Genomic DNA, 12,783 nt, shown 5'->3' on the forward strand with positions numbered 1-12,783 from the left:
CCATGCTACTGCCGGGCATAGATGTCCTCGTAGCGGATGATGTCGTCCTCACCGAAATAGCTGCCGGTCTGCACCTCGATCAGCACCATGTTGGTGCCGCCGGGGTTCTCGAGGCGGTGCTTCTCGCCCAGGGGGATGTAGACCGACTGGTTTTCGCTCACCAGGCTGACGGCCTCGCCCACGGTCACGCGGGCGGTGCCCTCGACGACGATCCAGTGTTCGGCGCGGTGGCGGTGCGACTGCAGCGACAGCGCCGCCCCCGGCAGCACGACGATGCGCTTCACCTTGAAGCGGTCGCCGGTGGCCAGCGTCTCGAACCAGCCCCAGGGGCGCCGGTCGCTGCGGAAGGCGGTGGCCTGCGCCACCTTCTGGGCCTTCATCGCCTCCACCGCGTCCTTGACGCGCTGCGCATCGGCCTTTCGCGCCACCAGCACGGCATCCGGCATGGCCACGGCGACGATGCCATCGAGGCCGATGCCGACGAGCTGCAGGCCTTCGTCCTCGGAGCGCAGCAGGCTGTCGCGGCAATCGAGCGCCAGCACCGGCCCCTGCTGCACCACGTCCGTGCCGGCGCCGGCCCCCTCGCTCCAGATCGCGGCCCAGCCGCCGAGGTCGGTCCAGCCGCCGCCATAGGGAACTGCCCACAGCCCCGCGGCGCGCTCCATGATGGCATAGTCGATGGAGATCGCGTCCACCTCGTCCCATGCGGCAGGCGCCAGCCTGAGGAAGGTGAGGTCGGGCTTCGCCGCGTCGATGGCGCGCGTCACCGGCGGCAGCAGGCCGGGTGCGAGGCTGGCGAAGCTGCTGATCATCACGTCGCTGCGGAACAGGAAGATGCCGGCATTCCACAGATGCCGCCCCGAGGCCACCATGGCGGTGGCGGCGGCGAGGCTGGGCTTCTCGACGAAACGGCTGAGCGGCACTGCGCTGCCGTCGGCCGGTGCGGAAGCAAGTTCCAGATAGCCATAGCCGGTTTCCGGTGTGTGCGGCGTGATGCCGAAGGTCACGATGCCGCCGGCCCTTGCCTGCCGGGCGCCTGCCGCAACGGCAAGCCGGAACGATGCGGGATCGGGCATGAGGTGGTCCGAGGGCGCCACCAGGATCAGCGTACCGGGGGCGCGCTGTTCGAGCCACAACGTGGCGGCAAGCACCGCCGGGGCGGTATTGCGCGGCGCGGGCTCGATCAGCACGGCGGCCGGCGTGATGCCGATGGCCGAGAGCTGGTCACGCACCACGAAGCGGAAATCGGCGGAGGTGACGACGACGGGCGCCGCGAAGCCCTCACCCGACAGCCTTCGTGCGGTCGCCTGAAACAGGCTCTCTTCTCCCACCAGGCGGGAGAATTGCTTTGGAAAGCTCTGCCGCGACACCGGCCAGAGCCGCGTCCCCGATCCGCCGCAGAGGATGACCGGATGAATGAGGCCGCTCGCCTGACCTGCCACCATCATTGCTGATCATCTCCAAGTTGCAACCCTGCTGCCGGAGCCGCGATTCACCGGCACGTTGAGTGATAAGGGACGCGCTACCCTCAGGCAAGCCGAGGCAAACACGGTGTCTTGTGGCCATCGCCGAGCATGGCAGCCATGCAGGATGCATCCGCCATCAGGGATTGTTTTTTGTAACCCCCGCATGTTTTTCGGGATAAATTCGGATGAGACAAATTTCCGCCCAAGATTCCTTAGCAATATTGTACGGAAACAGTTACCTAGTATACTGCAATCGTTTCCGCTAATCGAGGACTCGTGCGCCGTGTCATCGACATCAAAGGGGAATAGGCAAATAACCGTGGACAAGAACCAGCTGATCTTCCGCATCAACCGGGTCGTCCGGGCGATCGAGGCGACATCCGGACTGGATGAGCTCGACATCTCCGCGCGCGCCATCCTGAGCTTCATTGGCGAGGCCGAGACCGAGCAGCGCACGCTGAACGTGTCAGATGTGGTGAAGGGTCCGGGTTTCGGCACCGCCCCCACGGTCTATTCGCGTTTGGCCGAACTCGAGAAGGCCGGCTGGATCAAGTGCACGCCCGATCCGCGTGATGGCCGTGCCAAGCAGGTCCTGCTGACCGCGCTGGCCCGCCGCACCTATGCCAAGATGTCCAGCGAAGCCCAGAAGCTGGTGGCGGCTCAGCGCGCCTGACACCCCTCAGCCACTCCTCCTGCGCAGGATGCGCAGGGCGAGGAAGACGACGAGAACCGCCAGCAGCGTGCCGATGAAATCGCCGGCTGCCATGGCGGTCGTGTTGCTGGAAAAGCTTGGCCACGCCTCGAGGCCAAGCAGGCCGAACAGCACATTGTGCAGTACCGAGGACCCGAGTGCGACGCCGAGGCAGATGAGCGGCAACCGCACCGCAGTGAGCTTCCTGAGCCCCCAGTCGACTCCCGTGGCCCACAGCGACGCACGCAGCGCGAGATAGGGGAAGAGGCCGCCGCAGGCTGCGACCAGGGCAATGATGCCGGGCTGCATGGTGTGAAATTCGCGGCCGGTGAGAACCAGCCCGCCGAGCCCGATGCCCACCACCGCCCAGATGCCGCCAATCAGGATGGCTATCAGCCTCACGCCGGACGGAATGAAGACGAGATCGATTCCAGGGGCATGACTGAACAGCGAGAGGAAGCGCTCCTGAAGCGCGAAGGCCGAAACCCACGCCACGCCGGACACCGCAACGATCAAGACGTTGACCTTCAGGTTTTCCGTCAATGTGGGCGCTTTCCCCGGATACCCGGCCAAACCAACGTCAGCATCATCATGGGCTGACTTCTAAAATCATTTTACGCTTCGGCAGGTCGACGGATCATAAAAAAATCTTTTCCATCTGGGCGGGTTGATTGGCGCCCTTGCAACCGCCGGCGGCGATGCCGGGCGCTGCCCGGAAGCGGCTTGACATGCACCCGACCTCTATCTATTAGTAATATCTAATATTAAGCGGAAGGAGTTTCCCATGAACCTCGACAAGGCCGTTCTCGCCTTTGCCGGATGCGTGGTGCTGGTGTCGGTGGCCCTCGCGCACTTCGTTTCGCCCTGGTGGCTGCTGCTCACCGCCTTCGCAGGAGCCAACATGCTGCAGGCATCCTTCACCGGATTCTGCCCCGCGGCCATGATCTTCAAGAAGATCGGCTGCCGCTCCGGCGAAGCCTTCCGCTGAGGATTTCGCCCAAAGGCTGACCGCCCGGCGCTTGACTTTCGAACTCTCTAATATAAGATATATCTAATATTGAGAGTCCTCCGAAGGAGCGCCGATGTTCAGGTCTCACGTCGTCCCGGCCCTGCTGGGCCTTGTCTCGTTCACCGCGCTGGCGGCGGCGGCCGAGGTTCCGGTCACGCTCACCGAACGGCCCGACCTCAAGGCCGTCTTCGGCCAGGTGGAAAGCCGTGACGTGGTTCCCGCCCGCGCCCGCATCGGCGGCACCGTCACCTCGCTCTCGGTGGAGGAAGGCTCCGCCGTGACGGCGGGCGACGTGATCGCCCTCGTGGTCGACGACAAGCTGGCCCTGCAGCTCGGCGCCATCGATGCCCGCATCAAGGCCATCAAGGCCCAGCTCGACAATGCCAAGACCGAGCTTGACCGCGCCTCGAAGCTGCTGGCCGGGGGCGTGGTTCCGAAGACCCGCGTCGACCTGCTGCAGACCCAGTTCGACGTCCTCACCAACCAGTTGACCGCGGCGGAGGCCGACCGCGCCGTGCTCGTGCAGCAGCAGAGCGAGGGCGAGGTCATCGCCCCTGCCCCCGGCCGCGTCCTCACCGTTCCGGTGACCAAGGGGTCCGTCATCATGCCGGGCGAGCCGGTCGCGCGCATCGCCGGCGGCGGCTATTTCCTGCGCCTGTCGCTGCCAGAGCGCCACGCCGGGCACATCAAGCCCGGCGACGAGGTGATCGTCGGCAGCCGCGGCATGACCGACCTCGGCAAGGATGCCCCGCTCGGCCAGGGCAAGGTGGTGAAGGTCTATCCCGAGATCGACAACGGCAATGTACTGGCCGATGTGGAGGTCGCTGACCTCGGCGACTTTTTCGTGGGCGAGCGCACGCGGGTGTGGATTCCCGTCGCCATGCGCAGGGTCATCTCCGTTCCCGCCGCGGCCATCACCACCCGCGCCGGCGTGGATTACGTGAAGCTCGCCGAAGGCACCGACGTTCCGGTCATCATCGGCCAGCGCTTCGATGACAAGGGCATCCCCGCGGTGGAGATCCTCTCCGGCCTGAAGGACGGCGACACGGTGGTGACGCCATGAAGGAGGCCCGGAACCTCGGCATCGCCGGGCGGCTGACGCGCAGCTTCATCCAGTCGCCGCTCACACCGCTCTTCCTGCTCGCGGCACTCGCCGTGGGCCTCGTGGCGCTGCTCACCCTGCCGCGCGAGGAGGAGCCGCAGATCTCCGTGCCCATGGTCGACATCATGGTCGAGGCCAATGGCCTCAAGGCGGAAGACGCGGTGAAGCTCGTCACCGAGCCGCTGGAGACCATCGTCAAGAGCATCGACGGCGTCGAGCATGTCTATTCGCAGACGCACGACGACAAGGTGATGGTCACCGCCCGCTTCCTCGTCGGCACCTCGTCGGACGCCGCCATCCTGCGCGTGCACGAGAAGCTGCGCGCCAACATGGACCGCATCCCGAAGGGCATTCCCGAACCCCTCATCGTCGGCCGCGGCATCGACGACGTGGCGATCGTCGTGCTCACCCTGTCTCCCAAGCCTGAAGCCGCAGCGCGCTGGACGGCCAATGACGTGAGCCGCGTGACGCGCGAGCTGCAGGTGGAACTGGCCAAGCTCGACGACATCGGCCTCACCTACATCACCGGCAGCCAGCCGGAGGAAATCCGCATCGTGCCGGACCCCGAGAAGCTGTCGCTCTACGGCATCACGCTGCAGCAGCTCTCGGGCAAGATCGCCGCCGCCAACCGCTCCTTCGAAGCCGGCACGCTGAGGAACGACGGCAAGCAGATCGCCATCATGGGCGGGCAGACGCTGCAGTCGCCCGCCGACATCGCCAATATCCTGATCTCGGCGCGCGACGGCCGCCCGGTCTATGTGCGCGACGTGGCCCTCGTGCTGCTCTCCACCGACTCGCGCGAGGTGCGTGCCGCCAATGTGGTGAAGACGGCGTCCGGCACCGCCACGCTGCCTGCCGTGTCGCTGGCCCTTGCCAAGCGCCCGGGCACCAACGCGGTGGTCATCGCCGAGCGCATCACCGAACGGCTGGAACAGCTCGAGGGCACGCTGATTCCGCAGGACCTCACCGTCACCATCACCCGCAACTACGGCGAGACGGCCAACGAAAAGGCCAACGAGCTGCTGTTCCACTTAGGGCTTGCCACCATCTCGATCGTCATCCTGGTCGCCGTCGCCGTCGGCTGGCGCGAGGCCCTCGTGGTGGCGGTGGTCATCCCCACCACCATCCTGCTCACCCTCTTCGCCGCGCGCATCATGGGCTATACGCTGAACCGGGTGAGCCTCTTCGCGCTGATCTTCTCGATCGGCATCCTGGTCGATGACGCCATCGTGGTGATCGAGAACATCGCGCGGCACTGGGCCATGAAGGATGGCCGCTCCCGCGTCGACGCCGCGGTCGATGCCGTGGCGGAAGTCGGCAACCCCACCATCGTCGCCACCCTCACGGTGGTGGCGGCACTGCTTCCCATGCTCTTCGTCTCCGGCATGATGGGGCCTTACATGAGCCCCATCCCGTCGACGGCCTCAGCCGCCATGATCTTCTCCTTCTTCGTCGCCGTGATGGTGACGCCCTGGCTGATGATCAAGTTCGGCGGCAAGCCCGGCGACCACGGCGAACACGAGGCAGCCGATGGCGGCATTCTCGGCCGCGCCTATGTGGCGGTGGCCCGCCCCATCATCAAGAGCAAGGCGCGCGCCTGGACCTTCCTCCTGCTGGTCGGCATTGCCACACTCGCCTCGCTGTCGCTGTTCTACACGCGCGACGTGACGGTGAAGCTCCTGCCCTTCGACAACAAGTCGGAGCTGCAGGTGGTGGCCGACCTGCCCGAGGGCTCCTCCGTCGAGGACACCGCGCGCGTTCTCGCCCAGGCCGCCGACGTGGCGCTGACGCTCCCTGAGGTGATATCGGTCCAGACCTATGCCGGGGAGCCTGCGCCCTTCAACTTCAACGGCCTCGTGCGGCACTACTACATCCGCAACGCGCCGGAACTGGGCGACGTGCAGGTGACGCTTTCGGGCAAGTCGGAGCGCGACCGCTCCAGCCACGACATCGCGCTCGAGCTGCGCGAGAAGCTGAAGGCGCTGGCGCTTCCCGAAGGCACCGTCATCAAGGTGGTGGAGCCACCGCCGGGCCCGCCCGTGCTGGCAACGCTGCTCGCCGAAATCTATGGCCCCGATGCCGAAACCCGCCGCGCCACCGCCGAGAAGGTGCGCGAGGCCTTCAGGGCCGTGCCCTTCGTCGTCGACGTGGACGACAGCTTCGGCCAGCAGACGCCGCGCATCCGCATCGCCATCGACCAGGACAATCTGGAATACCAGAAGGTCGAGGAAGGCGATGTCTATGACACGCTGCAGGGCCTCTATGCCGACAACACGGTTGGCTACTCGCACCGCGGCGGCGGCCGCCAGCCCATTCCCATTACCGTGGGCCTGCCCAAGTCCGGCAAAGTCATCGACGAGCGCGCCCTCTCCACCCCGGTTCCCGCCAATGCGCTGCCCGGCGCCCGCGGCGTGGTCGAACTCGGTGACGTGGTAAGCGTGAAGAAGGAGCTCTCCTCCTTCCCGATCTTCCGCCACAACGGCAAGCCCGCCGAGATGGTGACGGGCGAACTCGCCGGCGCCTTCGAGGCCCCCGTCTATGGCATGATCGAGGTGGGCCGCGCGCTGGACAGGCTCGACTGGACGGGCCTCACCAAGCCCGAGATCGCACTTCACGGCCAGCCCATCGACGAATCGAAGCCGGTCCTGCTGTGGGACGGCGAATGGGAGGTGACCTGGGTCACCTTCCGCGACATGGGCGGCGCCTTCATGGTGGCGCTGCTGGGGATCTACATCCTCGTCGTGGCGCAGTTCGGCTCCTTCAAGCTGCCGCTCGTCATCCTCACGCCCATCCCGCTGACGCTGATCGGCATCATGCTCGGCCACTGGCTGTTCCATGCGGCCTTCACTGCCACCTCGATGATCGGCTTCATCGCGCTTGCCGGCATCATCGTCAGGAACTCGATCCTGCTGGTCGATTTCGTGCGCCACGAGAGGAAGCCCGGAATGGACCTGCGCGAGGTGCTGCTGAAGGCCGGCGCCATCCGCTTCAAGCCCATCCTGCTCACCGCGCTTGCCGCCATGATCGGCGCAGCGGTGATCCTCACCGACCCGATCTTCCAGGGCCTCGCCATCTCGCTGCTCTTCGGGCTCGCGTCTTCGACACTGCTCACCGTGCTGGTGATCCCCGCCATCTACATCGTGCTGCGCTTTGCGCCAGCAGAGAAGGTCAAGAACGTGCCTGCATAAACAGCCATTCAATGGGAGTGAACTGAAATGGCCCATATCGTCGTTCTCGGAGCCGGGCTTGCCGGCACCATCATGGCCTATGAGATGAAGGACCAGCTGCGCCCCGGCGACACGCTGACCGTCGTCACCAAGGAGCCGAAATACCACTTCGTGCCCTCCAACCCCTGGATCGCCGTGGGCTGGCGCAAGCCCGGCGACATCGAGGTGGAACTCGCCCCCGTGTTTGCCAAGAAGGGCATCGGCTTCAAGCCGGTGGCGGCGACGAAGCTCCACCCCGAGAGCAACACGCTGGACCTCGCCGACGGCACCTCCCTCACCTATGACTACCTGATCAACGCCACCGGACCGGAGCTTGCATTCGACGAGATCGAGGGCCTCGGGCCCGAGGGGCACACCCAGTCGGTCTGCCATGTCAGCCACGCCACCCGGGCGCATGAGGCCTTCGAGGCCTTCTGCAAGGATCCGAAGCCGATCATCGTGGGCGCCGTCCAGGGCGCCTCCTGCTTCGGCCCGGCCTATGAGTTCCTGTTCATCCTCGAAACCGAGCTGCGCCGCCGCAAGATCCGCGACCGCGTGCCGATGACCTTCGTCACCGCCGAGCCCTATATCGGACACCTCGGGCTCGATGGCGTGGGCGACACCAAGGGCCTGCTCGAGAGCGAGATGCGTTCGAAGCACATCAAGTGGGTGACCAGCGCCCGGGTGAAGAAGATCGACCCCGGCGTGATGACGGTCGAGGAAGTGGCGGACGACGGCAGCGTGAAGGCGACGAAGGAGCTGCCCTTCGGCTTCTCCATGATGCTCCCTGCCTTCCGCGGCATTCCGGCGATGCGCGGGCTCGAGGGCTTGTCCAACCCGCGCGGCTTCACGCTGATCGACAAGTTCCAGCGCAACCCGAAATACCCGAACGTCTTCGCCGTCGGCGTCTGCGTGGCGATTGCGCCCGCGGCGGCGACACCCGTCGCCTGCGGCGTGCCCAAGACCGGCTTCATGATCGAATCCATGGTGACGGCCACCGCCCACAACATCGGCGCCCTGCTGCGCGGCCAGGAGCCGAAGGAGCAGGCCACGTGGAACGCCGTCTGCCTTGCCGACTTCGGTGACTCGGGCGTTGCCTTCGTCGCACAGCCGCAGATCCCGCCCCGCAACGTCAACTGGTCATCGTCGGGCAAGTGGGTGCATGGCGCCAAGATCGGCTTCGAGAAATACTTCCTGCGCAAGATCCGCAAGGGCACCAGCGAGACCTTCTACGAGAAGCTGGCACTCGACGTTCTCGGCATCGCCAAGCTGAAGCAGACCGTCGAGGTAGGCCCCAACTAGGCCACGGCCTGGGCGCCGGTGATCTCCACCAGCGAACCGCACATGAAGGGCGCCTCGTCGCTCGCCAGGAAGGCGACGAGCGCGGCCACCTCCTCCGGCTTGCCGATCCGCCCGAAGGGCACCAGCCTGTCGAGATCGGCGATGGTGCGGCCGGAGCGCTTGACGCCTGCCTCCAGCATCGGCGTGTGGATCTCGCCCGGGCAGACGGCATTCACGCGGATCCCGTGGGGCGCATAGTCGCGCGCCAGGTTCTGCGTGAAGCTCGCCACCGCCGCCTTGGACACGTTGTAGGCGATGTGGCCGGGTGCCGGATGGAGGCCCCATTGCGAGGCGGTATTGACGATGGCGCCGCCGCCCCGGTCCATCATCTGCGGGATCACGGCGCGGCAGAGGTGGAACATCGCGTCGATGTTCACCGCGAAGGTCTGGTCCCAGTCGTCTTCCGAAATGGCCATGATGTTGCCGCGGCGGTTGATGCCGGCGTTGTTGACCAGCACGTCCACCGCGCCCTGCGCCGCCAGCGCCTGGCTCACCAGCGCATGGCATTCCGCCGCCTTCGCGATATCGGCTGCAATGCTCGACGCCCTGTGCCCGCCGGCGCGGATCGCGGCGGCCACCGCCTCGGCGCCCGCGGCATTGACGTCCGTTACCACCACATGGGCGCCTTCCGACGCGAGCCGCGCCGCGATGGCCGAGCCAATGCCGCCACCGCCGCCCGTCACCAGCGCCACCTTGCCCTGAAACCTGTTCATCGCCTTCTCCTCAGCCCAGTTCGCCCACCTGCGGGCCCCATGTGTCCGAGAGTGCAAAGCCCCTCGGGAAGGGATCGTCCGGATCGATGCGCAGTTCCTCGCGGCCATAGACCCAGGCCTCGCCGGTGATGCGCGGCAGCACGGCCCTGATGTTGCCAACGGCGGCCTCGCCGATGGCCTCGGCCCTGAAGGTGCCACCGATGATGGAGCGCGAGAGGCGCGCGTCACCCGTCTTCACCTCGCCCCGGGCATGCAGCACCGCGAGATTGGCGGACGATCCCGTGCCGCAGGGGCTGCGGTCGACGCGGCCGGGCTTCAGCGTGGTGCAGGTCCTCACCGCGCCGTCGGCATCGCGGTCGCGGAACATCACATAGGCGATCTCGTCGAGGCTCGCGATCTCCGGATGTGCCACCTTCACCTGCTCCTTCAGCAGCGCCTTGATCGCGATCCCGGCCTCGGCCAGGGCGCGGGCATTGTCAGGCACGATGGCGAGCCCGACCTGCGCCACATCGACCAGGGCATAGAACACGCCGCCAAAGGCGATGTCGGCGCGGATGGTGCCCCACTTCGGCGTCTTCACCTGCGCATCGATGTCCAGCGCGAAGGCCGGCACGTTGTCGAGGCTCACGGAGAGGCAGCGCCCGCCCCTGCAGCGCGCCCGCGCCGTGATGAGGCCCGCGGCGGTGTCGAGCCTCACCACCGTCTCGGGCTCGACCATCCTCACCCGCCCCGATTCGAGCAGGGCCGTCACCACGCAGATGCAGTTCGAGCCTGACATCGGGTGCGCACGGTCGGCCTGCAGCACGATGAAGCCCGCATCGGCATCGGGCCGCGTCGGCGGCAGAGCCAAGTTCACCGTCATCGCCACATGGGCGCGCGGCTCGAATGTCACGAAGCGGCGGAGCCGGTCGTCGACGGTGTTGATGTGGTTCATCTTGTCGAGGATGCTGGCGCCGGGGATCTCCGGGGCACCACCCACGATCACCTTGCCGATCTCGCCCTGGCAATGCACCAGCAGCAGCTCGAGGCTGTTCTTCCACATGGGCCGCACTCCCTAGAATCGGTCGACGCGATAGGGCGTCATGTCGATGGGCGGTGGGGCGCCCGTGATGAGATCGGCCATCAGCCGCGCATTGGTGGCGGCATAGGTGAGGCCAAGATGGCCGTGGCCCGTTGCATAGAACAGGCCCCTCGTCTTCGCGGAGGCAGACATCACCGGCACCGTGTCCGGGAACGCCGGACGATGGCCCATCCATTCGGTGAAGTCCTCGCATTGCAGGTTCGGCAGCGCCTCCCGGGCGCGCTTCACCGTGATCTTCGAGCGGCGGTAATCCGGCGGCGCATCGATGCCCGCCATTTCCACCGTGCCGCCGACGCGGATGCCGCCCGCCGTCGGCGTGACCATGAAGGCGCGCGCCGGCCAGATGATGGAATGCGTCATCGTGATGCCGGGCTTCATGATCTGCGTGTGGTAGCCGCGCTCTGTCTCGAGCGGGATGGGCTCGCCCAGCATCCTGGCCAGCTTCGCCGAGTGCACGCCGGCTGCGACCACCACCTCGTCAGCCGCGATGCGCCGCCCGTCCTTCAGCAGCACGGCCCGCATGGCCTCGCCCCGCTCGAAACCCACCACCTCGCCCTGCTCGATGCGGCCGCCGAGTGCCGAGAAGCGCTCGGCCAGCTTCACCACCAGCTGGTAGGGATTGCGCATCGAGCGGTTCTGCGGGAACAGCACGGCGAGCCCCACCGTGTCGGAGAGTTCCGGTTCCAGCGCCCGGATGGCCTGCCGCCCGATCACCTCATGCGGGAAGCCGAAGCGCTCGAGGATGTCGATGTGCTCCCGGTCGGCCCTGAACTCGGCCTCGTCGGTGTAGAGCGACAGGCAGCCGGCCTCCGACAGTTCGCCCGCGAGGCCCGTTTCCTTCAGCAGCGGGTCGAGATCGTCATATACGCGGGCACACAACGCTGCGCCTTGCGCTTCGAGTTCGCGAAGCTTCGCGGGCCGCGAGGCCGCGATGAAGCGCAGGAACCACGGCGTCAGCCTCGGCATATAGGCGGGGCGCACGCGCACCGGTCCCTCCGGGTCCATCAGCCAGCCCGGAATCTGCTTCCAGACCGATGGCCGCGACGCGGGCATGAACTCGGTCACGGCAATCGAGGCCATGTTGCCATAGGACGCGCCCCTGCCGGGCGCATCGCGCTCGATCAGCACCACGTCACGGCCACGCTTCTGCAGCTGATAGGCCAGCGTGGTGCCGATGATGCCGGCGCCGATGACGGCGGTGGCCATGGGCTGCGTTACCTCCAGCTGATGATGGGTTCCATGGCGGCGCGGAAGGCGGCCTTCTCCTCCGCCGTCAGGGGCCCCAGCGGCAACCGGCTCTCGCCCACCGGGATGCCCTGCAGCTCGCAGCCATATTTCACCTTCTGCACGAACTTGCCGGACTCAAGTTCCTTCATGGCCTGGAACAGGGTGGCCATCTGGGCCCGCGCCTTCTTCATGTCGCCGGACCGGAAGCTGCGGTCGAGGTCGCAGCAGGCCCTGGCCATGCAGTTGGCCGGCCCGCAGATCCAGCTGTCCGCGCCCCAGAACATGAAGTCGAGGGCCGCATCGTCCGAACCGGAGACCAGCTGCAGCCTTCCGTCATAGCGCGCGAAGATCTCGATCGCCCGCTGCAGCACGCCCGAACTTTCCTTGATGCCGATGACGCGCGGATGATCCGCCAGCGCATCGAGCACCTCGAAGCCGATCTCCACCCCGTCCTTGGCGGGATAGCTGTAGAGCACGATGTTGACGTCGACCGCATCGAGCACCGCCCTGAAATGGGTGATCATCTCCGCCTGCGAGGGCTTGGTGTAGAAGGGCACGGCAAGCAGCACGGTGTCGTAGCCGATGTCCCTGGCCCGCCGGGTGTTGGCGATGACGCCCTTGGTGTGGGGCGCATTGGTGCCGGCGATCAGCGTTTCGCCGGGCCTCGCGAAATCCTTCACGAAGCGCAATACCTGATCGCGTTCCCCATCCGAGAGGAAGCTGTATTCGCCCGTCGAGCCGCAGGGCACCCAGCCGGTGACGCCCGCCGCGCGCAGCGTGGTCAGCAGCGCCTCGAAGGCCTTGAAGTCGACCTCTCCCGTCGCGTCGAACGGCGTCACCAGGGCGGGCATCACGCCCGACAGCTTCTTCTTCATCACCCTCTCCAAGGATCATCTTGCATGTCGACTTATTGTCGACTATTTGTCGACAAAGTCAAGAGGCGAGGC

General features: G+C 66.4%; 11 protein-coding genes. 5 read left to right on the forward strand and 6 right to left on the reverse strand.

Going from position 1 to position 12,783, the window contains the following annotated elements:
• Nucleotides 1-5: 5 nt before the first annotated feature.
• Complete coding sequence (locus tag DK847_RS01260) at nucleotides 6-1,448, reverse strand: mannose-1-phosphate guanylyltransferase/mannose-6-phosphate isomerase (RefSeq protein WP_245414492.1); 1,443 nt, start codon at nucleotides 1,446-1,448, stop codon at nucleotides 6-8.
• Between the two features lie 337 nt (nucleotides 1,449-1,785).
• Between DK847_RS01260 and DK847_RS20500 the strand changes: the two genes are divergently transcribed.
• The gene (locus tag DK847_RS20500) at nucleotides 1,786-2,139 is read left to right on the forward strand and encodes a MarR family winged helix-turn-helix transcriptional regulator (protein WP_161957091.1); all 354 of its coding nucleotides are present in this window, start codon (nucleotides 1,786-1,788) and stop codon (nucleotides 2,137-2,139) included.
• Nucleotides 2,140-2,145: 6 nt separating this feature from the next.
• Here the strand turns inward: DK847_RS20500 and DK847_RS01270 are convergent, their stop codons facing one another.
• On the reverse strand, nucleotides 2,146-2,700 hold the full coding sequence (locus DK847_RS01270) for a hypothetical protein (protein WP_111195803.1): 555 nt from the start codon (nucleotides 2,698-2,700) through the stop codon (nucleotides 2,146-2,148).
• A 241-nt stretch (nucleotides 2,701-2,941) separates the two neighbouring features.
• On the opposite strand from DK847_RS01270, the gene DK847_RS01275 reads away from it, so the two are divergent.
• The 4 genes from DK847_RS01275 to DK847_RS01290 all read left to right on the forward strand — a co-directional run bounded on the left by DK847_RS01275 (nucleotide 2,942) and on the right by DK847_RS01290 (nucleotide 8,776).
• Entirely contained in the window at nucleotides 2,942-3,145 is a 204-nt protein-coding gene (locus DK847_RS01275) for a YgaP family membrane protein (RefSeq protein WP_111195804.1), read from the forward strand.
• 94 nt (nucleotides 3,146-3,239) lie between these two features.
• Nucleotides 3,240-4,229, forward strand: coding sequence for an efflux RND transporter periplasmic adaptor subunit (locus DK847_RS01280; protein WP_111195805.1), 990 nt, complete (start codon nucleotides 3,240-3,242; stop codon nucleotides 4,227-4,229).
• Nucleotides 4,226-7,456, forward strand: a complete 3,231-nt coding sequence (locus DK847_RS01285) for an efflux RND transporter permease subunit (RefSeq protein WP_111195806.1) — start codon at nucleotides 4,226-4,228, stop codon at nucleotides 7,454-7,456. The genes DK847_RS01280 and DK847_RS01285 overlap by 4 nt, the downstream gene beginning before the upstream one ends.
• Before the next feature lie 27 nt (nucleotides 7,457-7,483).
• Nucleotides 7,484-8,776, forward strand: coding sequence for an NAD(P)/FAD-dependent oxidoreductase (locus DK847_RS01290; RefSeq protein ID WP_111195807.1), 1,293 nt, complete (start codon nucleotides 7,484-7,486; stop codon nucleotides 8,774-8,776).
• On the opposite strand, the gene DK847_RS01295 is transcribed toward DK847_RS01290, so the two are convergent.
• From DK847_RS01295 to DK847_RS01310, 4 genes are read right to left on the reverse strand one after another with little or no spacing between them, the layout of a single operon-like run.
• Nucleotides 8,773-9,528: an SDR family NAD(P)-dependent oxidoreductase gene (locus tag DK847_RS01295; RefSeq protein ID WP_111195808.1), complete on the reverse strand. Its 756-nt coding sequence runs from the start codon at nucleotides 9,526-9,528 to the stop codon at nucleotides 8,773-8,775. The two genes, DK847_RS01290 and DK847_RS01295, sit on opposite strands and share 4 nt — an antisense overlap.
• 10 nt (nucleotides 9,529-9,538) lie before the next feature.
• Nucleotides 9,539-10,570 carry a proline racemase family protein gene (locus DK847_RS01300; RefSeq protein ID WP_111195809.1) on the reverse strand — a complete coding sequence of 344 codons (1,032 nt, stop codon included), beginning with the start codon at nucleotides 10,568-10,570 and terminating at the stop codon, nucleotides 9,539-9,541.
• A 12-nt stretch (nucleotides 10,571-10,582) separates the two neighbouring features.
• Nucleotides 10,583-11,815 (reverse strand): NAD(P)/FAD-dependent oxidoreductase, encoded by a 1,233-nt coding sequence (locus DK847_RS01305; protein ID WP_111195810.1) that lies wholly within the window; start codon nucleotides 11,813-11,815, stop codon nucleotides 10,583-10,585.
• Nucleotides 11,816-11,823: 8 nt separating this feature from the next.
• Nucleotides 11,824-12,711, reverse strand: coding sequence for a dihydrodipicolinate synthase family protein (locus tag DK847_RS01310; RefSeq protein WP_111195811.1), 888 nt, complete (start codon nucleotides 12,709-12,711; stop codon nucleotides 11,824-11,826).
• Nucleotides 12,712-12,783: the final 72 nt, after the last annotated feature.

This window comes from Aestuariivirga litoralis, from assembly GCF_003234965.1.
Lineage (GTDB): Bacteria > Pseudomonadota > Alphaproteobacteria > Rhizobiales > Aestuariivirgaceae > Aestuariivirga > Aestuariivirga litoralis.